Here is a 26,124-nt window from a genome sequence, read left to right on the forward strand (position 1 = left end):
ATGATATTGGCAGTCGGAAACACCAAGGGCGGCGTCGGCAAGACCACGCTCGCCGTCAATCTCGCGGTCGCGCTGGCGCTCGCCGGCCGCGACCTGTTGCTGGTCGATGGCGACGAGCAGGGCACCGCCCTCACCTTCACCCAGCTCCGCACCGAGCGATTGGGCGAGGCCGGCTATACCGCCGTCGCGCTCACCGGCGCGGCGCTGCGCAGCCAGGTTCGCCAGCTCGCCGGCAAATATGACGACATCATCATCGACGTGGGCGGTCGCGACACCGGCTCGCTGCGCGCCGCGCTCACCGTCGCCGATACGCTCTTGGTCCCGGTGCAGCCGCGCAGCTTCGACGTGTGGGCCTTGGATCAAGTCGCCGCGCTGGTCGCCGAGGCGCGCGAAATCAACGACGGGCTGCGCGCCGTCGCCATACTCAACGGCGCCGACGCGCAAGGGGCCGACAATGAGGCCGCCTTGGAGATGATCGGCGATATCGAGGGGATCGAGGTGCTGCCTACGTCGATCGTGCGGCGCAAGGCGTTCCCGAACGCGGCGGCCGAGGGCAGGGCGATCCTTGAGCAGAGCCCGCGCGATCCCAAGGCGATCGACGAGCTGACGGCGCTAATCGCGGCCGTTTGTATATCACGATAATAGCGGAGTGCATGTCGATGGCTATCGCCCGTAAACCGAACAGCAAGCCCAGGGCACCGGCGGCCGACGCGGCGGCCGACGCCTTCATCGCCGGCGCGGCGAAGCTGGCGGCCGTGCCGATCGCGGCGGCCGAGGAAGCGGGGGAGGGGGGCGAGCCGCGCAAGTTGCCGGTGATGCTGCGCTTCGATCGCGCGCTTCTCGCCAAGGTCGATGCGGCCGCCAAGCGGCGCGGGATCAGCCGCAGCGCCTGGATACAGTTCACCGTCAGCCGCGCGCTCGACGCCGGCGAGGGATAGGGCACGCCCGATCGGCTCAGCGCCGCAGCACCGGCTCTCCCGTTCGCGGGTTTGTCAAAGTGACGTTTTCGAGCGCCTGGATTCGCCAAGCGCCGTCGCGACATGCAAGCACGGCCAGGATCAGCGTATCCACGTCGTGCGCGCCCGCCGGATGAGCTGGCCCGGTGCGGAGGCGGCTCCAAAAGTGAACGATCGCGACAGGCGGGCCGATGGGGGTCGCGTCGATCAGTTCGTTCTCAAGCGTCGAATCCCGGTAGATCGTCTCATGGATGGGTTGGTGGAGATCGATGATTTCGTCGACGCCGCGCACGTAGTGCCCGAAACGATTCACGAAGGCCGCGTCATCGTGAAACAAGCGCCCGAAGGCGGCCATGTCGTGCGCGTTCCAGGCGGACTGGAACGCTTCCGGCGCATCCTCTGGCTCGGCTAAATGTGTCACGAGGTTCCTCGCTGTTGCGGTTGGCCGTCGGTGAGTTTTGGGGTAGGGGCTCACCGTTCGGCGGCGGGCAGGCTGAAATCCACCAGCACCGGCATTTCGGGGATGCCGCCGCGCAGCTTGGCGCGGCGGACGATGCTGTGCTGGTCTATCAGGTTTTGCGCGTCGCGCCGGCCGCTCGACGTTTTGGGCAGCCACATCATCGACACGCGCTCGACCTTGCGGCCCTTCTTGATCGGCGTGAACTCAACATAGAAGGGGCAGAGCTTGTTGATTTCCTCCTGCGCGACCTTGAGGCAGTATTTGTTGAGATCGGCGAAGCGTTCGAGCTTACCATCGGGGACGTTGAGCAGGCCGCGCAGCTCGGCGATCGTGAACTCTTCGGATTGCTTGTATTCGAGGCCGATACGGCGCTCGATCATTTCATAGAGACACAGGGCATATTTCGACTCGAAGCAATACATCACCTGCGTCTTTAGCCGAGCATAAACCTCGCTGTTGCGCAGTATCTCGATCAGCTCCTCGGGGATGCGGTAATGCAGGAAGCCGTCCTTTTCGAGGCTTTCGTCGCTGGGGCCGAGGAGCTGGACGCGGCGCTTGAAGCTCTTGTTGCCCTTGCGGATGGTGACGATCGCGATCGTGCCCATCAGGCGCAGCAGCGAGCTTTCGATGCGCTCATTGCCCTGGTGCGTGCCCTTAAGCGCCGATTTGGCGATGCGATGAATCACCGGCTCGCCGATCCGATCCCAGGCATTGGCGATCAGCAGGTTGTAGATGCGCCGATCGGCGAGGGTGAGGGGGGATAGCTCGACGATATCGACCAGCTCGCCAGGCTTGACGATTTCGCCGTAATTGGCGGGATCGAACGGGTTGCCGCGACCGCGCTGCGTCAATGTTCGAGCAGTTTCGGCCAAGGCAGCTTGCGTCATGCGATCACTTCCAACGGTGAGGAGACTCTTTCCATCGGCTCACCCTAGTGACGAACGGTGAGTTATGCAAATCGTCCAGCTCGCCGGTCGCCAGTTGAGGGGGCTACCCCAAAACTCACCGTCTCGATCGGGCATACCCCAAAGCTCACCCGACTCTGCCCCAACACTCACCGTAACCGACCCCAAAGCTCACTTTTGGCTACCCCAAATCTCACGCGACTCGACCCCAACACTCACTTTTAGAGGTCATTTTCCTTGGTTTTCTGCGGGTTTGCCCACCCCTGAATCTTGAATCTAAGAAGAATCTTTGAATCAGAATGCGAACAGTGAGTTTTGGGGTAACCCTGCCTGTGGATAACTCCGCGCTTGCGGCCAGGCCGACCCGAAGAACAAGAAAAGCACCGCCTCTTGGGGCTTCGCCCCGCCGGCTCGCGGCCTTCGGCCGCCCCGGATCGCTAAAGCGATCCTCCCACCCGGCATCCCCATGATGAGCCGGCTTCGCCGGCACGCTTTTTGATAGAGTAAGATGATTTAAACACTACACTTCTATCGCAACCACAACGCCACCGGCACCGTCGCAATTGGCTTTCCAGAAAAGCCAGGCGGATAGGGCGGCGATCCATCCGAGAGGCAGGGCAGGCGGAAACGTCGCCACAGGCGCGATTTCCGGGCCGCTGAACTGCATTTCGATCATTTGGCATGGTTGAGAGGGTCGAGCCGCCTATACCGCTCTACGGGCTTCCCAGGCGGCCTGTTTTCTGAATGCTAGATCCTCGCCAATCACCCGTCGCGCGGACAATCGAGACCGGCTATTATGGATCGGCCCAACGGCACGATCGCGGCCGGACCCGCCGTGGCTGCTAACGCGGCGGGTCCAACCGGCCGCTACCGCACGGATCAGCGCCGCCGCGCACGCATTGGCCGCCTTTGCCTTGTCCGCTCGATAACAGATCGTCGAGGTATGCCCACCGCTCTGAGAGCGAACGGTGAGTCCATACCCCAAAACTCACCGGTGGCCCGCAGCGGCGCGCCAATGCGCGCCATAATATGAAGATGGGCGGACGATGCTTCACGAATGTAAGCGAAACGCTATACAGATGCTATCCGTAAGATAGCGGCTGTTGCAACGGGTCCGACATTCCCACTTTAAGATCGCGGTGTGTGACTTCGTGCTTTGGGGGACCGTTCAGGCGGGATCGAATTTCCCGGCGAACTCTCGATCGGCATAGTAGCGCAGCTTGCTCGCGATGATCGGCCGCTGTCCGGCGAGGAACAGCAATTCGAGGTTCGCCGGCATGGCGCGGACTTCATCGGGGGTGAGCAGGGCGCGCCCCACATGCTGGGTTCCGAACGACAGGCCGGTTTCCTCCGCATCGAGCGCGCGGCTCATCGTCTCGAACACGACCGTCTCCTGGCCGAGCAGATCGGAGACGAGCCTCGCGCTGTCGTGATCGTTCACCCCGAACACCTGAAGGACGCCGGCGTTGGAGAGGAAGGTGCCGGCGCGGCGTTCATAGGTGGCGCGGAGCTGATGCACGTCCTGCAGGATCGGCCAGAGTTGGACGCCGTAGCCCGCCATCAGGCCCATCGCGCGCTCGACCGGATCGAGACGCCCGAGCGCGGCGAACTCATCGAGCAGGAACAGCACCGGACGGGCAGGGGCCACGCCGGCGCGGGCCAGATCGGTCAATCCTTGTGCGATCATCAGGCGCAGCCAGCGGGCATAGGTGGCGAGGCGATCGGGCGGCAGGACGAGGTAGATGCTCGCCGGCGAGGCTTTCAGATCGGCGAAGGCAAAATCCGAGCGGTCCAGCACCGCTGTCATGCGCGGGGAATCGAGAAAATGGGTGTGGCGCTGCGCGGCCGACAGCACGCCGGCGGCTTCGCGATCGGACTTGCCCAGGTGGCGGTTGGCGGCGCGCGCGGCGAGGCCGCCTTGCGCCTGCATCGTTTCGAGCATAGCCGCGAAGGCGGCCGGGGCCAGGGTGAGCCGATCGCGCAGCGTGGCGAGGGTGCGCGTCGCGGGCGGCTCGGTCGTGGCGATCGACAGGATGATGCCTGCGATCAGCGCCTTGGCTTCCTCGTTCCAATGCGCCTCGCCGGCCTCGCCGGGGGCGTCATAGACCAGCGCGTCGGCGAGCGTCATGGCGTCGTCGGCGAGATCGAGGCCGGCAGGGTCGAGGCGATCGAGCGGGTTGAACGCGGCTGAGGGCAGCTCGGTGACGCCGAACGGGTCGAGGACGTGGACCGGGCCGAACCTGGCGCGCTGGCGGGCGGTGACGCGGGCGTTCTCGCCCTTGGGGTCGATGCAGACGACCGGGCCGGGATAGTCGATGAGGTTGGGAATGATGGTGCCGACGCCCTTGCCGGTGCGCGTCGGCGCGATCGTCAGCAGATGGGCGGGGCCGGCGTAGCGCAGCAGCTTGCCCGATTTGCGGTCGCGGCCGATCAGCAGGCCCTCGCTTTGGGCCAGGGGCCGGGCTTCCGCGTCGGTGGCGAAGCGGGCCGAGCCGTGGGTGGCGTCGCCTTCCGGGCCGCCATATTTGAGGATCAGCGGTTGGAAGAGGGCGCGCAGGCCCGCGAGGATGATGACCAGGAAGGTGAGCATCATCACGATTTGGTAGAGGTTGGAATCGCGGGGCAAGCCGAGCAGCGCGTGCAGCATGAATTGCATGCCGCCGGCGAGCACGATGCCGACGATCAGGAACAGGATCGCGACCCGGAACAGATGGCGGATGAGCGCGATCGGGCTGAGGGTCAGCGCCGTGATCGCCCAAATCGGATTCTGGCGCGATATGCGGGCGAGGTTGCGGATCGCGCGGCCGAGCTGGCGCAGCCACTCCATCGTCAGGCCCTCCCGATCGGCGAGATGGCCAGCGCCGGATCGGCGTCGGGATGGTCGAGCAGCTTGAGAACGATCGCGGTGGCGAGGGGAGGGGGCACGGCCTCATCGCGCAGCATGTCGAACAGGGCTTCCTCATCGGGCGTCAGCGCCATGCCCTCGATCGCGAGATTGGCGCGCGCGTCGGCATCGTCCTCGCGCCATAGGGCGACTTCGACCAGGCTCCCGCGCCTGAACTTGAGCGCGCGGACCTGGCGGCGGATCGACTCGACATCGAGCGTGGTCATGGTGCGTCCTTCCCTTCCGCTTCCGCGTCGAACGCGCGACGGCCGCGCCGCTTCCAGAGTGCGAGCGCGTTGCCATCCTCGCGCGCCTTCGCCGCCGCTTCGAGCAGCGCGCCGTAGAGGGTGGCGCGATCGTCGTCGGCGAGATCGACGAGGCCCGCCTTTTGCACCAGGCCGCCCAGCTCGATCAAATGGCGGGTGCGTTCGCGTCGGGCCACGACCCATCCTCTCGTATCGGTGCGGCGCTGCCCGGCCTCAGCCCTGCGAACCGCCTGCGCCAGCTTCGCTTGGCTCCCTGTCGTCGCTCGCAGCGCCGCGCCCACCTTTGCGCCCACGCCTTTGAAAGAAGGCGACGCCCTTTGCGCGCCATACCTCCTTTGCTTCGACGTTGGCTTCGACAGCGGCGATGAGCGCACCCGCCAGCGTCTCGATATCGAGCGCATCGGCCCCGGTCGCGGTCACCAGCTCGCCGAGCTGCTGGACCTTGCGCGCCTTGAGCGCCTTGGCCTTGTCAACCAGCGCCCGCAGCTCCGCGTCATAGTCGCGCGTCTTTCGCATATTCTCTCCCTCGCGCCCGAAATGAAAGCCGCAGCCTAGCACGATCGCACGCGCGAGGAACGCCCCGAAGCAAGAAATGCGGCGAAGTCAATCACGCGAACGGATGAGAGTGTGAGTGCGCGCTTATACGTCGTTGCCGACGTGCGCTTGAGAAGGCAGTATAGCGGCCGTCATGGCGATCTACCATTTCTCGGCCAAGGTCATCAGCCGCGCCAACGGATCGAGCGCGGTTGCGAGCGCGGCCTATCGTTCGGCGTCCGAGCTGCACGATGACCGGCTGGGGCGCGACCATGATTTCTCGAACAAGGCCGGTGTCGTCCATTCGGAGATCATGCTGCCCGAAGGCGCGCCGGAGCGTTTAAACGATCGCGCGACGTTGTGGAACGAGGTCGAGGCGGGAGAGAAGCGCAAGGACGCGCAGTTGGCGCGCGAGGTCGAGTTCTCGATTCCGCGCGAGCTGAACCAGCAGCAGGGGGTGCAGCTCGCCCGCGAGTTTGTCGAAAAGCAGTTCGTCGAACGCGGCATGGTCGCGGACCTCAATGTGCATTGGGACATGGGCAAGGACGGGCAACCGAAGCCGCACGCGCATGTCATGCTGGCGATGCGCGAAGTGAGGCCCGAGGGCTTCGGGGCGAAGGTGCGCGAGTGGAACAGCACGCAGCTCTTGCAGGGGTGGCGCGAGGCGTGGGCCGATCATGTCAACGAGCGGCTTGCCGAGCTGGATATTGATGCCCGCATAGATCATCGCACGTTGCAGGCGCAGGGCATCGAGCTTGAGCCGCAGCACAAGATCGGGCCGGCGGCGTCGCGGATGCCCGAACAGGGGCTTGAGGCCGAGCGGGTCGAGGACCATGCCCGGATCGCGCGGGAGAATGGCGAGAAGATCATCGCCAATCCGCAAATCGCGCTCGACGCGATCACCCGGCAGCAGGCCACGTTCACGCGGCGCAACCTCGCGCAGTTCGCCTTTCGGCACAGCGACGGCAAGGACCAGTTCGACCAGGTGATGGGCGCGGTGCGGGCCTCGCCCGAGCTGGTGGCGCTGGGGAAGGACGGGCGCGGCGAGGATCGCTTTACCTCGCGCGACATGATCGAGACGGAGCAGCGGTTGGAGCGTGCCGGTGATCGGCTTGGCGAGCGGACGGGGCATGGTCTCCCGGCAGCGTCGCTGCAAAGGGGGCTGGACGCTGCCGGGAGTGGGGGCCTGGTGCTGGGGGACCAGCAGCAGGACGCGCTGGCGCATATCACCGGGCAGAACGACCTTGCAATCGTCGTCGGCTATGCCGGCACCGGCAAATCGGCCATGTTGGGAGTCGCGCGCGACGAATGGGAGCGGGCGGGCTATCAGGTGCGCGGCGCGGCGCTGTCGGGGATCGCGGCCGAGGGGCTTGAGGGCGGATCGGGCATCGCCTCGCGCACGATCGCCAGCATGGAATATCAGTGGAACCAAGGCCGCGAGCTGCTGGGGCCGCGCGACGTGCTGGTGATCGACGAGGCCGGCATGATCGGCACGCGCCAGATGGAGCGGGTGCTATCGGAAGCCGAGCGGGCAGGGGCCAAGGTGGTCCTTGTCGGCGACGCCGAGCAGTTGCAGGCGATCGAGGCCGGCGCGGCGTTCCGCGCGCTTGCTGAGCGCCACGGCGCGGCCGAGATCAACGAGGTTCGCCGGCAGCATGAGGACTGGCAGAAGGAGGCGACCAGGGCGCTCGCTACCGGCAGGACCGGCGAGGCGGTCCATGCCTATGAGCGGCATGGCATGGTCCACGCGGCCGAGACGCGCGAGCAGGCCCGCAGCGACCTTGTGGACCGCTGGGACGCGCAGCGCGTCGCCGATCCGGATCAGACCCGGATCATCCTCACCCATACCAATGCCGAGGTGCGCGATTTGAACCTGGCCGCGCGCGATCGGCTGCGCGACGCCGGCGAGCTGGGGGCCGACGTGCGGGTGTCGGCCGAGCGGGGCGCGCGGGAGTTCGCCCAGGGCGACCGCATCATGTTCCTCAAGAACGAGCGCGGGCTTGGGGTGAAGAACGGCACGCTGGGGCGGATCGAGCGCGTGTCGCCCGATAGCATGGCCGTTCGCCTTGACGATGGCCGATCGGTCGCGTTCGACCTCAAGGACTATGCCCATGTCGATCATGGCTATGCCGCCACCATCCACAAATCGCAGGGCGTGACGGTCGATCAGGCGCATGTGCTGGCAACACCGGGGATGGACCGCCATTCGGCCTATGTGGCGCTGTCGCGGCACCGCGACGGGGTGCAGCTCCATTACGGCCGCGACGACTTCGCCGATTTGGCATCGCTCACCCGCACGCTGGGGCGCGAGCGGGCCAAGGATATGGCGTCGGATTATGACCATGCTCCTGATAGCCGTGATCGCGACGCGGAGATTCGCGCTTTTGGCGACCGGCGCGGCCTGTCGGGCGAGATCCGCGTTGCGGATGCGCCCGAGCGCAAGGGCGTGGAGCTTCTTGGCCCGCGCGCGGGCACCATGCGCCAGATGGGCGAAGATCCACGCACGCGCGAGATCGGCGAGGGCCGCGGCGCTGGCGAGACGAAGGCCGCGGCCGAGCGACAGCCGCGGCGCGGTATGTTCGATGGCTTGAAGCTGTCGGCCGAGCCGGCGAAGGCGGCCGAACCCGCGCCGGACACGAAGGACGCCGCGAAGGAGAAGGCGGCTCCCAAGCGGGGCATGTTCGACGGGCTGAAACTGCCCCAGCGCACGCCGGCGCCGACGAAGGATGTTCCCGCGCGGGCCGAGCAGGGCCATACCCATGATTTCCGGCGTGCGGTCGAGCGCGCTTCGCGTTCGGCCGAGGCGGTGTTGCAGGCGCGCGCCTCGGGCGGGCCTGTTCTCGAGCATCAGAAGGTTGCGCTCGAGCGCGCGACCGAGGCGCTGGACCAGATCAGGCCGGGAGCCTCGCGCGATATGGCGTCGGCGATGCAGCGCGATCCCGGCTTGCTGCGCGAGGCGGCGGCGGGGCGCAGCGGCCCGATGGTCGCGGCGATGGCGCAGGAGGCGCGCGTGCGGGCCGATCCTAACCTGCGCGCCGATCGGTTCGTGGAGCGCTGGCAGGGGCTGAAACAGGAGCGCGACCGCCTTTATCGCGCCGGCGACATGGCGGGGCGCGAGAAGGCGGGCAAGGAAATGGCGGGCATGGCGAAAAGCCTTGAGCGCGACCCCCAGGTGGAATCGATCCTGCGCGACCGCACCCGCGAGCTGGGGCTTGAAATGGGCATGAATCGCAGCCGTGACATGGGCCGGGGCGATTTGGGCCGCCAGTTGACGCAGGATTTGGGGATTGGCCGTGATCGCGGCCTTAGTCGATAGGACGGGCCGGTAAGGAGAAAAGAACGATGGATGAGGATAGCCAGGAGCGCAACGACCCGGCGCTGGCGTTCGAGCGATTGCGTGGCGAGGTGTCGTTGCTACGCCATGCGGTCGAGGCGCTGACCAGGGCGCGCGAGTCCATCGACATTCCCGATTACGAGCCGACGCTTGAGCGCACCGAAAAGGTGCTGGGTATCCTGGCGCAGCAGATCGACGGTGTGCGGAAAAGCCCCGCCATGACGCTCACCCCGGAGAATATGGGAGGCCGTTTAAACGCCTCCGTCGCAGAGGCCACCCGCGAACTGCGGGATCAGGTCCAATCCGCGAAATCGGCCTTGTCGTCCGCGACCTTCGACCTGCAAAACATGGTCGCGTCCGCGCGGCGCGGCGACGAACAAAATCGCTGGCTGTATATCGCCGGTGGCGGCGGCCTGGCGCTGGGGCTGTTGCTCTATGCGGTCCTCGCCGACCCCATCGCCCGCGTGACCCCGGATAGTTGGCGCTGGCCCGAGCGCATGGCGACGCGGACGCTTGGCGAGCCGTCGCTATGGGATGCGGGGCAACGGTTGATGCAGACGGCCGCGCCCGAGAGCTGGGGGTTGATCGTCGCGGCCTCGCCGCTCGCCGATGGCAACCGCGAGGCGGTGCAAGCGTGCCGCGAGCAGGCCGAGAAGGCGAAAAAGCCGGTGCGCTGCACGATCGAGGTGAAACCACAGAAGTTCTAATTCTATTAAGAATGACTTGCAATAGCTAGAACATTCTGGTCCCAACTCCGGGGAGCCCGGGGATCGTGTGTCTTCGGGGTTGAATAATGAAATTTGCTACTGGCGCGGCGCTCTTGCCGCTCATGATTGTTTCTACTCCGGTGCTGGCGCAGGAAGGGCGATCGTCGCAGCGTCTGACCGAGGTTGACACGATCATCGTGACCGGCAAGCGCGAGCAGCCTTACGCGGTGGATAGCGCCGTGAGTGCCACCAAAACCGACGCGCCAATCATGAAGGTGCCGCAAATCGTGAACGTGGTTCCGGCACAGGTGCTGCTGGACCAGCAAGTGCAATCGCTGACCGAGGTACTCCGCAATGTCAGCGGTATCACCCAGACCAACGGCGCTTTCTTTGGCGACACCCTGAAGATTCGGGGATTTGGCACCGACGGCGCATTCTTGCGTGACGGGTATCCTCGCCAGAACGAATTGGCGCTTGCCCTTCGGGAAGTCGGCCGTGTCGAACGAACCTTGTTCATGATCGACTGGATTCTCGACGCCGGTTTGCAGCGCCAGGCCCAGATCGGCCTCAACAAAGGCGAAGCCCATCATGCCCTGAAGCGCGCCATCAGCTTCCATCGGCGCGGTGAAATCCGGGATCGCTCGGGCGAAGGCCAGCATTGTCGCATCGCTGGCATGAATCTGCTGGCGGCCATCATCATCTTCTGGAACACGATGAAGCTCGGTGATGTCGTCAGCAGTCGAGCCGCTGATGGAGCTGCCGTCCCGCGTCATCTCCTTGCCCATGTCTCGCCGCTGGGATGGGAGCACATCAATCTCACCGGCGAGTATCGATGGCCAAAATCCTTAGCGTAGGATTTCGCCCCCTCCCGCACACCCCCTAATGGAAACAGGCCAAAGTGGCCCGTTTTCCGCGTGCATCGCCCCCCCCCCGATCATGATGGCATAGCGTGGAAGGTACGCCAGACAACGCTAAGGGAGAACAAGAAGGGAGCATCTACTTGCCCTTCGCTGCTTGTTGGCCATTTCAAAAAACAGGCAAGATCGAGGGGCCTGCCGGAGCGTCAGCAGCAATTGAGGCCTCACTTAAATCGTAACGATAGCGCTGGTTCCACGGGTTCGGCACAATTCCCGAGACGCCAATTCTTTCCGCCGGCGCATCGAGGATTTAAACAGACTCACCAAGTTCGAGGACAATGAGACAATATCGGTCCCTAGCGCAAAGGTGGCGCCGACTATCAGGTTATGAGCGAGCCAAAACGGTGCTCCGACAAGAAAAAAGCCTTTCATGCGCGCCGTCGATTTCTGAAGCCGCGCTACGCTTCCCAACAAGCTGCCTACGAACGCGAATACAGAAGGCGGACCGTGCCATGTTATTATGGCCAGAAAAGCGAGAAGAATAAGGCTCGCGCCATAAAGCCTGACGATGATATAGCGATCAGGAATCGATGCCGAGATAATGAGCTGCGTGCATGAAATCAGGCAGGCAATGGCGGCCGTTGGCGAGCCAAGCATCAGGAAATAGAGCGCGAAAGCGGCGGCGCCTACGCTCTGGATTTTCACCACGGTGCGATAATCTGTAAAGAAGGGCCAGCCTAAGACACACAGTAGAGCAACGCCCCCGACGGCGCCGGCGATCATGACCGCCCCCTGTTGCCAGCCTTACTCTTGTCGGTAATAACTCTGGCGCTTGGATTTTCCATGCGCCAAGATTGAACGAACAGGGTTAATATGAATTTAATATATGAGACCAAAATATACTAAAGTCGGCGTTCTTCTTAAATCCAACCCTGTTCCACAGTCTGTCATTGACCAAATGGGGCTATCTCTCAGACGCACCTTCGAAACTCACAATGAACAAGAGCAGATTCGTGGATCGGAGCGTCGCAGCGGTCGGACATATAGAAAATGAAAAATGTTCAAGCACAAATTATCCGGTCAACATATTGTGGGATATTAAATTTGCATGTTCATAATATCGTTGTAGGCAGTTAGCAGCTTGTTACGAACCTGAAGTGTCGCTTCAAAATTCACGCTAGATCGAGCTTGTAGGAGAGCCACGGTAGCGATGTCGGTCGTTTCACCACGTTCATAGGCTTCGGTTGCAACGTCTTCCTGCTCGAGCGTGGTATTGACGTTCTGAATAGCAGTTTGAAGGGTAGAGGCGAAGCCGCTAAGTGGCTTTGCACCGATCTCGCTGTCCGTGGGGCTCGAACGGGACGTTGCAGGAAGCAGGCCCCGCAGCGATGCGTTGCGGTCAAGCATAGTGGCGCGCATCGCCATTATATTCGCAACCGATAAATCGCTCATTGCTCGTGGTCCACGTAAACGATCGCTCGCATCCGGCTTAACCCTGCTACTTTAAATATTGGTTAACCATATCAATATCAGGGCCAGTGCGTGCTGAAGTGAGAAGCGCAGTGCGAGGTGTTGGGCCCACGCTGGTCGATGTACATAACCAATTGCGTCCGCGGGCTTAAAACCCCGTGGCGCTGTTCTTGTCGCAGGAAGCTCTCAGAAATTCCAAGGCTTCTCCGACCCGGCGCACCGAGGCATTGTCCCCTACGTAGATATCCACCCCCCGGAAAGCGGTCATCCCGCCTGTGATCTCAACATAGGATTGAGGGCCGTTCGTTGAGAACGAGGGCCGGATGGACAGAGCGCGGCTGAGATCGACAAGGTGACTGCTTTTGTCATTGAGTGCGAGCACCATCTGGCACGACTGCTTGAAGCTGACGGCAGTCACGGCCGACAGCCGGACAAAGCCGGGCCAGGGTTTTACTTCGGCAGGGCCGCGTGCAAGCATGTCGGAGATGAAGGTGGTGGCGCTCTTCGCCGTTTTCGCAGGCGCGGCACTGACTGATTGAGCTTGCGCGGTATATCCCGGCGCAACGGCAAGAAGGACTGGCACTGTTGCGAGTACGACTCTAAGCATGTCGATAGCGTGATTTCGTTGGCGAGGCAGGATACAGCGTCTTAACGAGGACGTGCATCGATCCGGCGCTTTGATTCCTATTCCGCTCATACCAGGTCAGGCGGTAAGCCAACCGCCGGTAAAGCGCCAAGGCGGCGGCGTTGTCCGGCTGAACACTGATCATCATGCCGCTGAACCCTGACGACGCAGCCCACGCCTCGGCACGAGAAACGAGGCGGGTACCCCAGCCCTGATTTCGCCACTCCTCGTGTACGGCAAGCTCGAAGGAGGCGAAGGTGCAGCCTGGGTCATCGACGATCTCCCCGACATAGATCGCGCCGAATTTGCAGAAACCGCTGACGGCGGCGAACATGCTGCCGCGCCGATCTGGATAGGCTTCAAACGAGGGAATGGCCTCAGGTAGCTCGACAACAACCGGCTCCTCTGACCAGACTCTTTCCAGCATTGTCAAAGGGCCAAGCCCATGATGTTTTTGTGGGCACATATATCCGGATTTGGCATGGGACACTGCGAATGCGGCCTGCCCGCCATTTGGAGCGGAACCCGTAGTTCTAACGAGTGCCTCTATCATCGCAACAGCGAAGCGGGCCCCGGCTTCGCCTCGTTGCTAATAGCGGCCAGACCCACGCTAGCAACATTCTGGAGCGCGTTGCTCCGCGCCAGGATGGTGCTCCTGATGGCCGTAACTTCGTAAAGCGACATGGGAATTTCCCGAATTAGACGACGCTCTGGCGACAATAACACCAAGCCTTTAGAGGATGGTTAACGACATTCAAGAAAGATTGAGCGCTGATGCACGGTGCCATCTGGGGCAGGGTGCCTGATGGAAGCCGGTCTGGCCGACCTTCAGCTCCCATGACCTCGAAAACCCTTGATGGTGGCGTAAGCGGTCGGCGTCGACTTGACCCAGGAGCGGCAGGATCAGCCGTTTAAGCCGCTCGTTGTCCGTCTCGATCCGGTTGTTTGAGATACTTGGCGCGGCGGTGGTCAACGTGGACGGGGCAGACGCCCTCCCGCTCCAACTCGGCAATCGCAAGGCGGTAAAGGCGTGCCGCGAGCAGGCGGAAAGGCGAAGAAGTCGGCGCTACACGATCGAATCAAATTGATGGCGGCGCGACAGCTTTTTGCCTGTGGACTTTCGTCTGGAACGGAAAGCCGATCGATCGCTTCGCCGATGGTGACCGCATGCGGCGCAACAATTACAGGCTCACTGGCGGTCCTTTAGTTCAAACGGTATGCGGACGAGGCCTCGTACCTGGCTAGGTCGCCCGTCGATCATCGTCGGCGACCATCGCCAGCGGCGAACAGCATTGAGCGCAGCTTTGTCGAGGCGATCGGCGCCGCTGCTTGCCGCGACCGATATGGCGCTCACCCTCCCTTCCTCATCGACAACGACCATGAGGATGACAGTCCCGGTCTCGCGTCGGCGCCGGGATTCTATTGGATAGCGAGGCGGCTCGGCTGACAGCAGCCGCGTGTTGAGGTTGACCAGGGTGTTCGTTGCTCGTGACGGTGGCGACTTTGTCTCCTCTGTCTTGACCGGCGCGGGCGGTTCCGGTTCGGTTTTCGGGGTCATCTGGATCGTCGTGGGCGCCGTCGGCGTCGCGACGAGTGGAGGCGGAGCGACAACCTGCTGGGGCTTGGGAGCCTTTTCGACCATTTTCTGCGTCGGCAGCGCGATCGGCTCGGGCGGCGGCGGATCGAGCGGAAGAAGATTGACCACCAGCGGCGGCGCCGGAAGCCGTTTGGCAATATCTATGTTCAAATGCTGCAAGGCATAAAATCCGGCGACATGGATCACAGCGATCAGGCTAAGCGAAATCCAGCGGAGCTGACTGCTCGGCTGATAACGGCCAGGCGCCTCGCCTCCCCAGGGCTTTTGCGCCTCATACGCGATGTCCCGATGAGTCTCGCCTGGTCCATAGTCGACGACTTTCACGTCCTCACCCACGCTTTAAATCGGAAGCGGCGCGATAGACACCTGTGCGCACGCGCACGAGCAGTCCCTGCTTGAACATCAGGCTGACGACCTGCCGTGATACGCCGAGTGCGGCCAGATCGCGCGACGAGGCGATACCGCGTGAGCAAACGAAGGCGAGCGCCTTTTCCTGTAGGCTTTCCGGCATCGGCGGCAAGGGCCGCCGCTGCGATCGAGGGCGGACTTGCAAGAGCGGCGCGGTCGAAACAGACAGTTCCTTGCAGGCGTCGATCATGCCCGAGAGGCGGGAGATCGACGCGTGATTGAGGTGCACGCCCTCAAATGCCAAGCGGCGTGCGCAGGCAAGCGTGGGCGTACGGATTGCCCCACTGATCTTCAGGAGCACGCCGGGATTCTCGCGTTGCATCGCGGCGATGCAGCCAAGCAGGCATAGCTCCTGCCGGCTTGCATAGGCGCCTGTAAGCGGTCCCGGCCGAAACCCAAGCTCGCCGGCGGTCGTGCGAAGCCGATCAAAGAGAGCAAGTAGTCCGCCGGACGCCGACCCAGGATCGGCCCCCCGCAGGAGGCCGATCACATAGCGTTCGCGCGAGGTGAGCCGGGCAAGGCTGAACACGCGCATGACCAGTGTCAGAACCGGGCGTTAAGGCTGATCCTGAACGCTCTCGGCGATCCAGGCGTGATGTTGTTGTTGCTGTTCGCGTAAAGGAAGTAGCGTTCGTTGAGCAGGTTCTCGATATTGACTTGCACGCTGAGGTTCTCGCTGACGTCGTAGAAGGCGGCTGCATCGACGCGGGTGTAGCCGGGCATCGCGACGATGTTGTCGGTGCCTGCAAACCGGCGGCCTTGGCGGATAACGCCGATCGCACCGCTCAGTCCGCCGCCAGGATTGAAGCGCGTCCAGATCGATCCGCTGTGCTTGGGCACATTGGCGAGCTGGTTACCGGCGCGCACGGTGCCCGACACGGTGTCCAGGAACCTGGCGTCGGAATAGGTGTAGGCGCCGACAACGCTCAACTGGTCGGTGATTGTCCCCTGCGCGCTCAACTCGACGCCTTCGCTGCGCTGGCGGCCGACCGGGATGGTCGGCGAGGCCGCATTGTTCGGATCACTCAGCGCAAGTACATTGCTGCGATCAAGCCGGAACACGGCGGCCGTGACGTTGAAGCCGGGATTGATGTCCCACTTCGCGCCGATTTCGTAATTTTGATACCTCTCGGGTGCCAGGTTCTGGTTGGAAACCGACAGACTGGTGAACTGATCGCCGCCGCGGGGCAGATAGGTCCGCGAATAGGCAGCATAGATCGATGCATTCTCGGCCGGCTTGAAAATCAGCGCCGCACGCGGCGACCACAGATTGTCGGTCACATCGAATTCGCGCTGCTGGGTCGCCGGCACGAATGCTGCGGGCCGGCGGTCGGTCACCTTGGTGTTGAGATACTCGTATCGGACCCCGAGGATGACCTGGAACATCGGCGACAGTTCGATCTGGTCCTGAACATAGCCGGCAGCGACCTTCAGCACGCCGGCGTTGTTGCCGCTGGTGGCGGCGGGGCGGTAGATCACGTCGGGTCGGCGAATGTTGGAGGCGGCGATCGGAACGGTAATGGATGACGTTCCAACCAAATCCGTCGGACTCGCGGGGAAGAAGCCCTCCCGACGGAAATTCTCGGTCTCCTGGCGACCCAGTTCAGCGCCGACGAGCAGGGTATGCTTGATCGACCCAGTCGAGAATTCAGCATTGAGGTCGGTCTGGTTGATCAGGTTTCGCCGCTGCATCGCATTGTCGTAAGCCGATATGGAGACGCTGGTGCCGGCAGCGTTCACGGCGCCGGGAAAAACATTGCGGTATAGCTTGGCATAATCCGCGTAGCGGGTGCGGTTTCGCAGCGTCACGGCCTCGCTGAAGCGGTGCTCGATGTAGAGGGTCCCGGCATCGGTATTGGTGTAGGTCGGGCTGCCGGCCGGATCACCAAAGAACTGCCCGCGCGGCGTGTCGAGGGGCCCGCCGATACTGGTCGTGGATGCGCCGGGGCGCGCCGGGACGCCACGGTCGGCGATGCGATCGTCCTTGAAATGCTCGTAGCCAGCGGTGATCGTCGTTGCCTCGCCGAGTTTGAACGTGACGGTCGGATTGAAGCCCCAGCGGTTGTAGTTGACGCCATCGCGGTAGCTGCCGCTATCCTGATAGACGCCGGTCAGGCGCACGGCGATCGCATCGCTGAGCGGCGTCCCGAGATCGAACTGCGCACGCTTATGCTCGAAGCTGCCGCCTTCGAGCCGGAAGGCGCGATGCGGTGTCCAGTCCGCGACCTTGGTGACGCGGTTGATGAGACCGCCGACGCCGCCGCGGCCGAAGACCATCGCATTTGGTCCCTTGAAGACCTCCAACCGCTCGATGTTATAGAGATCGCGATAAGTCTGCACATCGTCGCGGATGCCATCGACGAAGAAATCGCCGGTAGTGGAGTTACCGCGGAACACCAGCGTTTCGCGGTTGCCTTCACCTTGCGCCGAAAAGACGCCTGGGACATAGCGGATCGCGTCGCCGATGCTGTTCGCCGCCTGATCGTTGATTTGCTTGGCCGACACGACTGTCACGCTCTGCGGCACATCGATAAGCGGCGTGTCGGTGCGCATTGCGCCGATGCTGCGCGACACCTTGTAGGAGGTTTCGGCTTCCTGATCGTCGATGACCGTATCGGTCACGGTCACGCCCCCCAGCTCGGTCGGTTTGTCCTGCGTTTGTGCCAGCGCCGGCGAAGCCGCAGCAATCAGTGCGACCGAAAGCGAGCCCAGCGAAACGCGTGTGAGGATACCGGATTTCATTAATTCCCCCCTGGCAGGTAATAGCTAATGCGAACCAATTGCATATTTGCGATTGGCGCTATGGACGGCCAGGGGCCGCCCGTCAAGTTGGTGTAGCGCTCGTCGGCCGCCGGTGAGCAGCGTCTGGGCGCTCTTGCGTTGGTGTTTTTCCCTGTTCACTCGCGACAGGCGCCGAGCAGCCTCACCGCCATTCCGCTGTGGCTGCTCGGCGGCGGCTTGGTGCGGCTATAGCCGGATGGGACGATCAACGTCGTGGTGGCTCTGTTGCAAACGCGCTATCCGGAACCGAACCGAATGGTTATGGACGGTCGAAATTGGCAGCAGAACCATATACCATATCCGAAGCCGCAAGCTTACGGCTCACTGACCAAGTCCTGGTCACGAATAAGAATACCATAATTCCTGCACAAAATACTACAAAGACATCAAAATATATTCGAGCCGAGGGAGGACTGGCCATATTCTTTGTGAGAAGCATAGAAAGAGATAATATAATTAATATTATCCTTAGTTCTGTCGGGCCAATGTTGAAGTGCGAAAGAGGAAATTCGTGGATGACGTGAGCGATCAGAAATGTATGGATCGCCAGCAGCAGGTATCCAGCAAGGGCGAACAGGGCGATCGACATCGTGACGTACGGGCTGGCGCCCATGCCGACCATGATGAAGAGAATGGTCAGGCCATCGCAACTATGATCGACGAAATAGCCATATGATGGCCGCTCGATGCTGCGGAACCTCGCTAGGCTCCCGTCCATCGAGTCACCGAACCACTGCACCACAAAGCCGGCGATCGCGAGGATGAGCCAGAACGGGTTGCTGTTGCTGGCCGCGTAACCGATGCCAGTCAGGGCCGCGCCGGCCAGGCCTGTGGCGGTAAGGATATCAGGTGTCATCCAGCGCGGCATGCGGGCGCATAGCCAGGTCAGCAGCCGCCGTTCGGGACCGGCAAGCAGGTTTTCTTGAATTCGTTTCGGCCGGTTGGTCATGTCATTCCTGCTGTGGGTCGTTGGTGCTTTCTCGTCCATCAGGGCAACACAGGTAGGGTTCGCCGATCGATCGGCTGCGAAGGGACACGTCCGCGCAGAGCGTCGATCTCAGCCTGACGACCCGCAAGATAATGAGCCCGGGAAGCTGCATAGGGATCAGGCGAGTCTTTGAAGGCTTGCAGTTGCGTATCGAATTCAGCTCGGTAATCGAGCGAGCCGACGATAGTGGCCGGGGCCGTGTAGGTGGGTTGGTTGAATGGCGCGCCGATCGTTGATGGGAGCACCATGCGATCGATACTCAACCCCACCAGATCACGGACAGTCGTGGGGCCGATCAGCGGCAGGAAGAGAAACGGCCCGGGCTTCACACCATAAAAGCCTAATGTGTTGGCAAAGCCGTTCGGCCGTCGCGGAAGCCTGAACGGCTTTCGTCGGGCAACATCGATGACGCCACCCACACCGACCGTCGTATTTACCGCGAAGCGGGCGACGGTTTCTGCCGCCCTGCCCGGTTTGATCTGCAGCATGAAATTCAGGAAGCTGACGGGCTCGGACAGATTGTTGAAGAAGTTGCGGATACCCGCCCGGAGCGGATCCGGCAGCACTTTCTGGTAAGTCAAGGCCACGGGTGCCACGACCGCTTTGTCGACAGCCTGGGTAGCGGCATAAGTTTGCACGTTGACCGCTTGGAGCGGATCACCGGGGGCGGAGCGAGGTCGCGCTTTGACAACAATATCGCTTTGGTCGCCAGGGAGAGGATCGATCTCCTGCGGCACCTCGCCTGTTGGAAGATCAAGAGGTGATTCGATTGCGGATGGAAGAGCTGCGACCGTCAAACCGCTAATCATGACTGCGTTGGGCGCCAGTAGCGGCCTTGCGTCTTTTCGGTCCGCCGCCTGCGGAGAAGAAGCCGCTTCCACGGGAAAATCTACCACCGGCAAAGGCTGGCCGTCTTGCGCAACGGCAGCGGAACCGACGACCAATGCGAACGGGCTCAAAACGATCGTTGTCGTCCGGTTTGCAAATCGCATCGTGGAACCTCTCCGCTCTACCTAGTTTACGCAGCAGGACAGTGTTGCCCTTGGGTTGCGTGTTTTTTTTGAGAGGCGACAGGAGATCGAGCAATCAGCTCCGCCCAAAACCGAGGGATTCCGGACGGGGTCGCGCGGCGTGTCTAAAAGACAGCTGGACGCGGTATGGACAGGCATCTCGATACGGACACTTTGTAAACGGATCAGGCCCTTTTCGCCCACCTGCGCTTAAGCCCGCGTATCCATTCGCTCGACGGCGTGAGGGCAAACGGTGTTCGCTGCGTATCTCTATTAGAGGGTCGCTGAGCAGCAAGCGCGGGTTGTGGCAGGTGCCACGTCGATCAGGAGGGAGCGCAATGGCAGGCTTGAATATTGATACCCGTCGGCATCTGCCCAGCGCGACGTTCGTGGGCATTGCCGCCGCGCTGCTAGCGGTCTTCACCGGCATTTTCATCTATGCGGGAATATACAATATCGCAGGCGACGACCCGCATAGCAAACCCGTCTATTGGGTGCTCGAAAAGCTCCGTAACCAGTCGATCGCCGCGCGGGCGCGCGGTATCGCGGTCCCGGCCGACCTGGGCAGCGCGACACGGATCTCGACCGGCGCGGGCCTCTACACCGAGATGTGCTCAGGGTGCCATCTCGGGCCGGGAGTCGAGCGCAGCGAGATGAGCCAGGGACTCTACCCGCAAGCGCCCGAACTTGCCCGTGACGGGCAGCGCCTGAGCCCGGCCGAACAATTCTGGATCATCAAGCACGGTGTGAAGTTGAGCGCGATGCCGGCCTGGGGTCGCACCCATCCCGATCCGCTGATCTGGGACATGGTCGCGTTTGTCAGGAAGCTCCCTGGAATGCCGGCGGAAGAATATAAGCGTATCATCGCGACCGCGCCTGCCGACCACGATGAGATGATGAAAGATATGCCCGGCATGGCGGCCAAGCCCGGCGCGAAGTGAAGACGACAACATGCGACCCGAGGCAACGGCCATGACGGAGCAGTCGCCACGCATCGCCTGTGCCGACGGCGATCATCGTCCCCACCGAATTGAGGATGACGAGAGCGGCGTGCAGCGGGCGGTCTGTCGTGCTTGCGGCTGCACGCTGGTGCGGACCCTGGCGACGCGGCGTTGGTATTACTCCGGCGTGCTCGGCGACTCGCCAGCGCAGGCAGGCCTAGCCCAAGCCGTTACTGGCCGAGCGCGCGCACTTCCCCGCCATGGACAATGAACGCGCTCGCTTGCCCGATGGAAGCTGCCACAGCGGTCGCAACTGGCACCTCGCGCCCAAGACGATCCCGCTTAGCTGGCTTCTCGGCGCCGTAGGCTTCAGTCTTGTCGCAGTCGTCGTGATGATGGTGCGATTGAGAATCGCCGTGCAGGTCGATGCGAGGCTCGGTATCTTCATCGTGCTCGCATTCTCCGGAACCGTTACGATCCGTTTCCGATTCCGGCAACCGCTATCGAGACAGCAGCGGGTATGGCGGGACGCCGCCGAATATTATGGGCTCTTCATAAGCATCTGCGTGATCGGCGCCCTGGCGGCCTATCCTGTGGCGGCGATCAGTACGGGCTTCGCCGACTCAGCGCTTGAGCGCGTGGACCATTTTCTGCGTTTCGACTGGCTGGCATGGTATCGCTTCGTGGTGGAGCACCCGGCTATCCAGTGGCCTGAGCGAGCGGCTTATCAAAGCATATTTTTTACCCCCGCAGTGTTGTTCGCTTACTACGCCTGGAGCGCTCGCAGGGCTGAGGCGCGCCAGTTCATCCTATCTTTCTGGCTGGCTGCGTTTCTTACGCTGCTGTTGTTCTTCCACGTTCCCGCGAAGGGGCCGCTCGCTTTCCTCTGGCATGGACCGCTGCCCTATGTGCCAGAGAGCGCGCTGTACCAGGCCGATCTCATCCCCGCGCTCAGAAGCCATGCGGCAAAGCCCATCGACTTGGGGGCGCTACGTGGGCTGGTCGCCGCTCCCAGCTTCCATGCGGCGAGCGCTCTGCTCTACATCGCAGCGGCGTGGCCGCTGAGGCCTCTGCGGTGGCCGGTCACCATTCTCAACGCGGCGATGCTGCTTGCGACGCCGGTCGAAGGAACGCACTATCTTGTTGACCTGATCGCTGGGGCTGCGGTCGCGCTCGCTGCTCTTGCGATCACGCAACTGGCCGCTCGCCGTTTTAGCCCCCGTCTGGCTAGCCGTCCGCAGCGATGGAAAACAGCGCAATCGACAATCAGCAGCGCTGAATAGAATCCAGATTCTCCGCACCCTATGGCGGAAATGTTAGGGAAGAAGCTTGATTGGCCGGCTGAATGGGCCATCGCCGACTCCGCTGTATCATTCCGAGATATCCTTCTGGATTGTGCTTTGTTGGGCGTGTTGGCGCGAGCGGTGCGATAGTCGCGTCCAGCCTGGCATGCGATGGAGTTCGAGGATCAGCAGGAGCAGAACCGCTGTCATGACGGCGATATGGTAGATGCCGTAGGCGGTACTGAGGCCGACCGCAGCGGATGCCCAGAGTGTAGCGGCGGTTGTAAGACCGGTCACGCGTCCGGAATCACGTAAGATGATCCCCGCGCCTATGAATCCGATCCCTGTGACGATGCCGGCGGATATCCGGCCGCCATCGCCGATGGCGCCGGAAATCAGCCCGAATGCGCATGCACCCAACGAGGTGGCCATATAGGTGCGGATGCCGGCCTCGCGGCCGCGATGTTCGCGCTGCCATCCTATAATGGCCCCGAGCAGGGCAGCCAGACTTATACGGCCGATGTCGACCCACCATGGTGCATCGCCTGTTGCGAATTCCGTCATCAACGCCCCGATCTCTCACCACTTATAGAAATTGAATAACGATCAACGCACCTGCGGTGGCCGCTATGACGGCCGTTGTAGCTTATCCGAGAAAAAGAAGCTTTTGGGCGCGGTGAACTGTCCCATGCCGCTGCGGCGGGACACCACGACCATCGGCGCGACCATGATCGGCATGGAGACGATGCCGTTGATGACCGCGCTCCAGAACAACACCTTGATCGGATGAGTGACGAGCAGTGGATTGCGGCGTTGAGCGGGGCGGCAAGGGTGATAATGCCATAGAAACCGGCGCCTCCCCAGGGCGCTGGTCGAGGCCACACTTCGACCATGCGCAATCGATCGTCGGCGCAATCCAAGCTTCAATTTCCTCTCCCGTTGACGTAACTGAGCTCATCGAGGCTATATACGCGTGGGGAATGAAGCGCGAATGGTTTAAGGCCTTGTCGCATAGTTGTTCTTATGAGGCTGAGTTACTCGCTCGCTTATGCCGGACAACTGCGTCACCAGATAGAAGGGCCGCCTATATTCCGAATCTAAAGTGAAGTCAGACGACCAGATAAACGCATCATGAATGCGTCGCGAGCGACGTGATTCACTATCGAATGCAAAGAAGTAGTGGTTGACCAGCATGCAGATGCCGCCGGGCGACAGAAGCTGTGCTATGCGCCTCGACAATGTTTTCAGGGCCGCATCGTCCAGCGGAAATAGATAGTAAAGGACATCCGCGATCATGATAAGATCAAAGCGGCCGTCGAGAGATGACGGTAACGCCATGATATTGTGGGTTTCGAAGGCCAGGTTCGGCACGTCGGCATGCTGTACACGGGCACGCGCGATGGCGGTAGGCGCAACGTCTACGCCCAGCACCGAATCCGCATGAGCTGCAAGATGCCGCGATAGCAAGCCCAGACCGCAGCCAAGGTCGAGCGCGTGATGGAAACGTCGGGGTGGCAATCGTGAGGCAAGAACCTCATATTTCCGACGCTGATAGCGATAGTGCGGTGAGCCTGCGGCCCAAGGGTCGGGGTTGGCGGCATAGACGGCCTCAAGCGCAGCGGCCGCACCCTGCGTTGAGCGCAGCTGATTGAGGCGAGCATCGGTGCGGGCGCTGCGAACGAATAGACCAACGTCGCGCAAGCCCATGAAGAATGGCATTGCTTCATTCATTCCTGTTGCGCGCGGCCTTGCCGCGAGGGCGGGCCAGGCAAAGCGCAGCCGGGCGGCTCTGTGGGCCGTCCGGCTGCGGCACTTTACTTGCTGGTCTTGGCTGCCTGGGAATGACGTTTGCCAGGATGGTGTTTCTTGGCTTTATGTCCCTTGCCCGTCATTCCTGTGGAGGCACTGGCTCCTCCGGACCTATGCGCAGACTGACTGCTCATCGAGCTGTTGGACATGCCCGGCATCGACTTGTTCATCTGTGCGGTAGCTGGTGCGGTGATGACTAGCGCAGCGGCAGCGATAACAGGGATCGATTTAATGTTAGTCATGACGCTCTCTCCTCAAAACTAACTAAAATAATTCATTTAATCGAATAGCTTTCAAAAAAAGCAGTACAGGGCGTTAGTGGCGTTCGCCCCTGCGGTAATAGTCCGGATGGTCGAAGGTGTGCCAACTGGGATGGTTCTGATACCAGGACTGTGGGTGGCCATAGTTCCGCCAGTCCGGCGGATAGGTATATTGTTGACGCTGATTGTGTGCGTCCTGATAATAGCCCGTCTGATATGGGATGCGCGAATTATTTGGGCCGGGATAATAGCCACTGGGAGCGCCTCTATGCTGATCATGGCCATGCCCCGGGTCGGCGAACGCCGGACCACTGAGTGACGCAGCGCAGGCCAGCGCGACGCAGGCCAGAATTCCGTAGCTTCTGCTTGTCATGCGCCTTCTCCTTAAAGCCTGCCGCAGGAGCGGCACGCATATTCTCTCTTATGGAATACGCACGGATGCGGAAAACCCCTCAAGGTTCGTTGCGGCTAAGCCGGAGGGCACCCCGCCCGGTGAACGGCAACCTCTATCCGTGGCCATTATGATGTTCACCGGCGAGCGCGCAAACCCGGCGCTACCACACCAGCGGGGCACAGCCTTTCAGTCCAGACTGCCGAGCGCGATCGGTGAATGCCGGCTGTCGATTGTATTCAGCATCGGGCAACAGCGAACCGCTTAGATCATCAGCACGGTCGATTTGACGATCGCGCCTGAAAGGAAGTGTGATGAAACGCATGGTGCTTGCAGCTGCGGCTCTGGCCGCGACGGCTTTTACTGCGGCGGCGCCCAGCGCGGCGTTTGCCCAGGATCACTATCGCGGCGGCCATCACGCCCGCTATGATCATGGCGGCGACAATCAGGATTATCATTCGCAGCCCCGCTGGGCCGGTGATCCCTATGGGACATGGAGCTATAATCAGCAGTGGCAGAATAACGGCCATGCCCGCGGCCACGATCGGCGCGGCTACACCGGCCACGGATATGATGGTCGCCAGTATGACGTCCATGGCTACGATCAGCGCCACGGTGGTGGGCACTATTGATCGTATGGCAGTTGGGGAGCGGACTGGCCGAGGCGCGGCGTAGTTAACCAAATTTGAAGGCGCTTTCCTTAAACCGGTAGAGGCTGGCTAAGGAGTTTGATCGGTGAGCGACATATCGGTCGCGAATGTCATGGGGATGCGCTCGGCGATCCTTGAACGCAACGCGGCGCTGCGAAACGTCGCCCCGTCTCTTCCCAGAGCGACCGCGGGGGTCGGCAGCGTCGCAGGCGTGGGGTCGGTCAGCTTCGCGTCCACGCTGGATAGCGCCGTCGAGAAGGTCAACGCCACTCTCGAAGCGGAGGACGTGGCGACCGAAGCCTATGAGCGCGGTGAGACGAACGACATCGCTACCGTCGCCCTGATGCAGGCCCGGACATCGGTGAGTTTCGAGGCGACGCTCCAGGTCCGCAACAAGTTGCTCTCAGCCTACAAGGACATCATGAGCATGCCGGTCTAACGGAGAAAGCCACCGGCCGCTCCGATTAGTGGTCGTGATGATCCCCGTGCCCACCGTCGAAGCCGTGCCCGGCATAGCCATGGTCGCCCCACCCGTGACCACCGTCATGCCAGCCGTGTTCGTAGCCATGGTAGCCGTAGCCGCCGTGCCCATGGCCGCCCGTTATGATAGCGACCGAATACCCATGCGAATGGCCGGGATATCCAGCATAGGGGTAATAGCCGCCGTATGACGTATAGGGCCCATAACCATAAGGGCCGTAGCCGCCGTAATAAGCGCCCGAGTAATGGCCGTGACCACGATAATGATGACTATGATGATCATGATGGCCGTGCGCTACCGCGACCGAGGGAATAACGCTCAAGGCCGCGCCAGCAGCCAAGGCCAGTAGTTTATTTCGCAACATCACGCTTCTCCGGGGCTCCTGGACCGATCGAGTTTCTAACGACTCCAACGCTTGACAAGTCAGGATGATACAGACGCTCATATGAGTCTGGCCTGAACGCCGCCGATTCGTAGCCTTCGGCCCAAAGTGCGGAATCCGAATTGATGCCGCCCATGATTCCTAG

30 protein-coding genes and 1 pseudogene are annotated in these 26,124 nt (G+C 62.0%); 9 read left to right on the top strand and 22 right to left on the bottom strand.

The genetic code is table 11. The annotated features are described in order from the left end of the window. Both SAMIE_RS22770 and SAMIE_RS22775 read left to right on the top strand, forming a co-directional pair. Nucleotides 1-642 (top strand): AAA family ATPase, encoded by a 642-nt coding sequence (locus SAMIE_RS22770; protein ID WP_066703227.1) that lies wholly within the window; start codon nucleotides 1-3, stop codon nucleotides 640-642. Between the two features lie 17 nt (nucleotides 643-659). Beyond that, on the top strand, nucleotides 660-938 hold the full coding sequence (locus SAMIE_RS22775; RefSeq protein ID WP_066703233.1) for a hypothetical protein: 279 nt from the start codon (nucleotides 660-662) through the stop codon (nucleotides 936-938). Between the two features lie 16 nt (nucleotides 939-954). On the opposite strand, the gene SAMIE_RS22780 is transcribed toward SAMIE_RS22775, so the two are convergent. The 6 genes from SAMIE_RS22780 to SAMIE_RS22805 form a co-directional block, all read right to left on the bottom strand. Continuing rightward, nucleotides 955-1,377 (bottom strand): SgcJ/EcaC family oxidoreductase, encoded by a 423-nt coding sequence (locus SAMIE_RS22780; RefSeq protein WP_126516973.1) that lies wholly within the window; start codon nucleotides 1,375-1,377, stop codon nucleotides 955-957. A 50-nt stretch (nucleotides 1,378-1,427) separates the two neighbouring features. Continuing rightward, nucleotides 1,428-2,303, bottom strand: a complete 876-nt coding sequence (locus tag SAMIE_RS22785) for a replication initiation protein (RefSeq protein WP_066703130.1) — start codon at nucleotides 2,301-2,303, stop codon at nucleotides 1,428-1,430. A 1,186-nt stretch (nucleotides 2,304-3,489) separates the two neighbouring features. Continuing rightward, the gene (locus SAMIE_RS22790; RefSeq protein WP_066703133.1) at nucleotides 3,490-5,148 is read right to left on the bottom strand and encodes a type IV secretory system conjugative DNA transfer family protein; all 1,659 of its coding nucleotides are present in this window, start codon (nucleotides 5,146-5,148) and stop codon (nucleotides 3,490-3,492) included. A 2-nt stretch (nucleotides 5,149-5,150) separates the two neighbouring features. After that, on the bottom strand, nucleotides 5,151-5,432 hold the full coding sequence (locus SAMIE_RS22795; protein WP_066703136.1) for a hypothetical protein: 282 nt from the start codon (nucleotides 5,430-5,432) through the stop codon (nucleotides 5,151-5,153). After that, nucleotides 5,429-5,647: a conjugal transfer protein TraD gene (locus SAMIE_RS22800; RefSeq protein ID WP_066703137.1), complete on the bottom strand. Its 219-nt coding sequence runs from the start codon at nucleotides 5,645-5,647 to the stop codon at nucleotides 5,429-5,431. The genes SAMIE_RS22795 and SAMIE_RS22800 overlap by 4 nt, the downstream gene beginning before the upstream one ends. A 37-nt stretch (nucleotides 5,648-5,684) precedes the next feature. Next, nucleotides 5,685-5,987, bottom strand: coding sequence for a conjugal transfer protein TraD (locus tag SAMIE_RS22805; protein WP_066703139.1), 303 nt, complete (start codon nucleotides 5,985-5,987; stop codon nucleotides 5,685-5,687). A 172-nt stretch (nucleotides 5,988-6,159) separates the two neighbouring features. Between SAMIE_RS22805 and traA the strand changes: the two genes are divergently transcribed. The 3 genes from traA to SAMIE_RS23940 all read left to right on the top strand — a co-directional run bounded on the left by traA (nucleotide 6,160) and on the right by SAMIE_RS23940 (nucleotide 10,900). Next, nucleotides 6,160-9,321, top strand: coding sequence for a Ti-type conjugative transfer relaxase TraA (gene traA / locus SAMIE_RS22810; protein WP_066703141.1), 3,162 nt, complete (start codon nucleotides 6,160-6,162; stop codon nucleotides 9,319-9,321). A gap of 26 nt (nucleotides 9,322-9,347) precedes the next feature. Further along, nucleotides 9,348-10,046 carry a DUF6118 family protein gene (locus SAMIE_RS22815; RefSeq protein WP_066703147.1) on the top strand — a complete coding sequence of 233 codons (699 nt, stop codon included), beginning with the start codon at nucleotides 9,348-9,350 and terminating at the stop codon, nucleotides 10,044-10,046. Between the two features lie 269 nt (nucleotides 10,047-10,315). Then, entirely contained in the window at nucleotides 10,316-10,900 is a 585-nt protein-coding gene (locus SAMIE_RS23940; protein ID WP_083952614.1) for a Tn3 family transposase, read from the top strand. A 231-nt stretch (nucleotides 10,901-11,131) separates the two neighbouring features. On the opposite strand, the gene SAMIE_RS22825 is transcribed toward SAMIE_RS23940, so the two are convergent. From SAMIE_RS22825 to SAMIE_RS22870, 10 genes and pseudogenes are all read right to left on the bottom strand, one after another. Beyond that, the gene (locus SAMIE_RS22825; protein ID WP_083952608.1) at nucleotides 11,132-11,686 is read right to left on the bottom strand and encodes a YgjV family protein; all 555 of its coding nucleotides are present in this window, start codon (nucleotides 11,684-11,686) and stop codon (nucleotides 11,132-11,134) included. Nucleotides 11,687-12,001: 315 nt separating this feature from the next. Then, complete coding sequence (fliE, locus tag SAMIE_RS22830; protein WP_066703150.1) at nucleotides 12,002-12,355, bottom strand: flagellar hook-basal body complex protein FliE; 354 nt, start codon at nucleotides 12,353-12,355, stop codon at nucleotides 12,002-12,004. Nucleotides 12,356-12,521: 166 nt separating this feature from the next. After that, nucleotides 12,522-12,956 (bottom strand): hypothetical protein, encoded by a 435-nt coding sequence (locus tag SAMIE_RS22835; protein ID WP_126516974.1) that lies wholly within the window; start codon nucleotides 12,954-12,956, stop codon nucleotides 12,522-12,524. A 16-nt stretch (nucleotides 12,957-12,972) separates the two neighbouring features. Further along, nucleotides 12,973-13,425 carry a GNAT family N-acetyltransferase gene (locus tag SAMIE_RS22840; protein WP_066703155.1) on the bottom strand — a complete coding sequence of 151 codons (453 nt, stop codon included), beginning with the start codon at nucleotides 13,423-13,425 and terminating at the stop codon, nucleotides 12,973-12,975. A gap of 419 nt (nucleotides 13,426-13,844) precedes the next feature. Continuing rightward, nucleotides 13,845-14,023: pseudogene (locus SAMIE_RS24195) on the bottom strand (DDE-type integrase/transposase/recombinase); the annotation flags it as partial. Nucleotides 14,024-14,187: 164 nt separating this feature from the next. After that, complete coding sequence (locus SAMIE_RS22850) at nucleotides 14,188-14,919, bottom strand: energy transducer TonB (RefSeq protein WP_066703158.1); 732 nt, start codon at nucleotides 14,917-14,919, stop codon at nucleotides 14,188-14,190. 4 nt (nucleotides 14,920-14,923) lie between these two features. Then, the gene (locus SAMIE_RS22855) at nucleotides 14,924-15,538 is read right to left on the bottom strand and encodes a type IV toxin-antitoxin system AbiEi family antitoxin domain-containing protein (RefSeq protein ID WP_066703161.1); all 615 of its coding nucleotides are present in this window, start codon (nucleotides 15,536-15,538) and stop codon (nucleotides 14,924-14,926) included. 8 nt (nucleotides 15,539-15,546) lie between these two features. After that, nucleotides 15,547-17,745 (bottom strand): TonB-dependent receptor, encoded by a 2,199-nt coding sequence (locus tag SAMIE_RS22860; protein WP_066703163.1) that lies wholly within the window; start codon nucleotides 17,743-17,745, stop codon nucleotides 15,547-15,549. 298 nt (nucleotides 17,746-18,043) lie between these two features. Beyond that, entirely contained in the window at nucleotides 18,044-18,733 is a 690-nt protein-coding gene (locus tag SAMIE_RS22865) for a CDP-alcohol phosphatidyltransferase family protein (RefSeq protein ID WP_066703165.1), read from the bottom strand. A 38-nt stretch (nucleotides 18,734-18,771) separates the two neighbouring features. Further along, entirely contained in the window at nucleotides 18,772-19,764 is a 993-nt protein-coding gene (locus SAMIE_RS22870) for an MlaA family lipoprotein (protein ID WP_083952610.1), read from the bottom strand. Between the two features lie 356 nt (nucleotides 19,765-20,120). Here SAMIE_RS22870 and SAMIE_RS22875 point away from each other — a divergent pair, with 356 nt between their 5' ends. Next, a complete protein-coding gene (locus tag SAMIE_RS22875) occupies nucleotides 20,121-20,723 on the top strand; it encodes a c-type cytochrome (RefSeq protein ID WP_066703174.1) in 603 nt (200 codons plus the stop codon). A 260-nt stretch (nucleotides 20,724-20,983) separates the two neighbouring features. Next, complete coding sequence (locus tag SAMIE_RS22880; protein WP_083952611.1) at nucleotides 20,984-22,006, top strand: phosphatase PAP2 family protein; 1,023 nt, start codon at nucleotides 20,984-20,986, stop codon at nucleotides 22,004-22,006. Nucleotides 22,007-22,093: 87 nt separating this feature from the next. Here SAMIE_RS22880 and SAMIE_RS22885 read toward each other — a convergent pair whose 3' ends face one another. From SAMIE_RS22885 to SAMIE_RS22905, 5 genes are all read right to left on the bottom strand, one after another. Beyond that, nucleotides 22,094-22,570 carry an MgtC/SapB family protein gene (locus SAMIE_RS22885; protein WP_066703180.1) on the bottom strand — a complete coding sequence of 159 codons (477 nt, stop codon included), beginning with the start codon at nucleotides 22,568-22,570 and terminating at the stop codon, nucleotides 22,094-22,096. A 63-nt stretch (nucleotides 22,571-22,633) separates the two neighbouring features. Beyond that, nucleotides 22,634-22,888: a hypothetical protein gene (locus SAMIE_RS22890; protein ID WP_232037502.1), complete on the bottom strand. Its 255-nt coding sequence runs from the start codon at nucleotides 22,886-22,888 to the stop codon at nucleotides 22,634-22,636. 114 nt (nucleotides 22,889-23,002) lie between these two features. Further along, nucleotides 23,003-23,737 carry a class I SAM-dependent methyltransferase gene (locus tag SAMIE_RS22895; protein WP_083952612.1) on the bottom strand — a complete coding sequence of 245 codons (735 nt, stop codon included), beginning with the start codon at nucleotides 23,735-23,737 and terminating at the stop codon, nucleotides 23,003-23,005. An 83-nt stretch (nucleotides 23,738-23,820) separates the two neighbouring features. Further along, entirely contained in the window at nucleotides 23,821-24,057 is a 237-nt protein-coding gene (locus SAMIE_RS22900) for a hypothetical protein (RefSeq protein WP_124811074.1), read from the bottom strand. A gap of 73 nt (nucleotides 24,058-24,130) precedes the next feature. After that, nucleotides 24,131-24,448, bottom strand: a complete 318-nt coding sequence (locus SAMIE_RS22905; RefSeq protein ID WP_066703191.1) for a hypothetical protein — start codon at nucleotides 24,446-24,448, stop codon at nucleotides 24,131-24,133. A gap of 332 nt (nucleotides 24,449-24,780) precedes the next feature. On the opposite strand from SAMIE_RS22905, the gene SAMIE_RS22910 reads away from it, so the two are divergent. After that, a complete protein-coding gene (locus SAMIE_RS22910) occupies nucleotides 24,781-25,098 on the top strand; it encodes a hypothetical protein (RefSeq protein ID WP_066703194.1) in 318 nt (105 codons plus the stop codon). A gap of 103 nt (nucleotides 25,099-25,201) precedes the next feature. Then, on the top strand, nucleotides 25,202-25,555 hold the full coding sequence (locus SAMIE_RS22915) for a flagellar hook-basal body complex protein FliE (protein ID WP_066703197.1): 354 nt from the start codon (nucleotides 25,202-25,204) through the stop codon (nucleotides 25,553-25,555). 25 nt (nucleotides 25,556-25,580) lie between these two features. Here the strand turns inward: SAMIE_RS22915 and SAMIE_RS22920 are convergent, their stop codons facing one another. Then, nucleotides 25,581-25,961 carry a hypothetical protein gene (locus SAMIE_RS22920; protein ID WP_169800223.1) on the bottom strand — a complete coding sequence of 127 codons (381 nt, stop codon included), beginning with the start codon at nucleotides 25,959-25,961 and terminating at the stop codon, nucleotides 25,581-25,583. Nucleotides 25,962-26,124: the final 163 nt, after the last annotated feature.

It is taken from the genome of Sphingobium amiense (assembly GCF_003967075.1).
In the GTDB taxonomy this organism is placed as follows: Bacteria; Pseudomonadota; Alphaproteobacteria; order Sphingomonadales; family Sphingomonadaceae; genus Sphingobium; species Sphingobium amiense.

Excerpts from the sequence above, each read along its gene's own strand:
- SAMIE_RS22895 (WP_083952612.1), bottom strand. The coding sequence starts at position 23,737 with ATGAATGAAGCAATGCCATTCTTCATGGGCTTGCGCGACGTTGGTCTA.
- SAMIE_RS22785 (WP_066703130.1), bottom strand. The coding sequence starts at position 2,303 with ATGACGCAAGCTGCCTTGGCCGAAACTGCTCGAACATTGACGCAGCGC.
- SAMIE_RS22870 (WP_083952610.1), bottom strand. The coding sequence starts at position 19,764 with ATGCGATTTGCAAACCGGACGACAACGATCGTTTTGAGCCCGTTCGCA.
- SAMIE_RS22865 (WP_066703165.1), bottom strand. The coding sequence starts at position 18,733 with ATGACCAACCGGCCGAAACGAATTCAAGAAAACCTGCTTGCCGGTCCC.
- SAMIE_RS22855 (WP_066703161.1), bottom strand. The coding sequence starts at position 15,538 with ATGCGCGTGTTCAGCCTTGCCCGGCTCACCTCGCGCGAACGCTATGTG.
- SAMIE_RS22840 (WP_066703155.1), bottom strand. The coding sequence starts at position 13,425 with ATGCTGGAAAGAGTCTGGTCAGAGGAGCCGGTTGTTGTCGAGCTACCT.
- SAMIE_RS23940 (WP_083952614.1), top strand. The coding sequence starts at position 10,316 with ATGAAGGTGCCGCAAATCGTGAACGTGGTTCCGGCACAGGTGCTGCTG.
- SAMIE_RS22920 (WP_169800223.1), bottom strand. The coding sequence starts at position 25,961 with ATGTTGCGAAATAAACTACTGGCCTTGGCTGCTGGCGCGGCCTTGAGC.
- SAMIE_RS22860 (WP_066703163.1), bottom strand. The coding sequence starts at position 17,745 with ATGAAATCCGGTATCCTCACACGCGTTTCGCTGGGCTCGCTTTCGGTC.
- SAMIE_RS22910 (WP_066703194.1), top strand. The coding sequence starts at position 24,781 with ATGAAACGCATGGTGCTTGCAGCTGCGGCTCTGGCCGCGACGGCTTTT.
- SAMIE_RS22795 (WP_066703136.1), bottom strand. The coding sequence starts at position 5,432 with ATGACCACGCTCGATGTCGAGTCGATCCGCCGCCAGGTCCGCGCGCTC.
- fliE (WP_066703150.1), bottom strand. The coding sequence starts at position 12,355 with ATGAGCGATTTATCGGTTGCGAATATAATGGCGATGCGCGCCACTATG.
- SAMIE_RS22880 (WP_083952611.1), top strand. The coding sequence starts at position 20,984 with ATGGACAATGAACGCGCTCGCTTGCCCGATGGAAGCTGCCACAGCGGT.
- traA (WP_066703141.1), top strand. The coding sequence starts at position 6,160 with ATGGCGATCTACCATTTCTCGGCCAAGGTCATCAGCCGCGCCAACGGA.
- SAMIE_RS22875 (WP_066703174.1), top strand. The coding sequence starts at position 20,121 with ATGGCAGGCTTGAATATTGATACCCGTCGGCATCTGCCCAGCGCGACG.
- SAMIE_RS22905 (WP_066703191.1), bottom strand. The coding sequence starts at position 24,448 with ATGACAAGCAGAAGCTACGGAATTCTGGCCTGCGTCGCGCTGGCCTGC.
- SAMIE_RS22770 (WP_066703227.1), top strand. The coding sequence starts at position 1 with ATGATATTGGCAGTCGGAAACACCAAGGGCGGCGTCGGCAAGACCACG.
- SAMIE_RS22825 (WP_083952608.1), bottom strand. The coding sequence starts at position 11,686 with ATGATCGCCGGCGCCGTCGGGGGCGTTGCTCTACTGTGTGTCTTAGGC.
- SAMIE_RS22805 (WP_066703139.1), bottom strand. The coding sequence starts at position 5,987 with ATGCGAAAGACGCGCGACTATGACGCGGAGCTGCGGGCGCTGGTTGAC.
- SAMIE_RS22775 (WP_066703233.1), top strand. The coding sequence starts at position 660 with ATGGCTATCGCCCGTAAACCGAACAGCAAGCCCAGGGCACCGGCGGCC.
- SAMIE_RS22900 (WP_124811074.1), bottom strand. The coding sequence starts at position 24,057 with ATGACTAACATTAAATCGATCCCTGTTATCGCTGCCGCTGCGCTAGTC.
- SAMIE_RS22790 (WP_066703133.1), bottom strand. The coding sequence starts at position 5,148 with ATGGAGTGGCTGCGCCAGCTCGGCCGCGCGATCCGCAACCTCGCCCGC.
- SAMIE_RS22815 (WP_066703147.1), top strand. The coding sequence starts at position 9,348 with ATGGATGAGGATAGCCAGGAGCGCAACGACCCGGCGCTGGCGTTCGAG.
- SAMIE_RS22885 (WP_066703180.1), bottom strand. The coding sequence starts at position 22,570 with ATGACGGAATTCGCAACAGGCGATGCACCATGGTGGGTCGACATCGGC.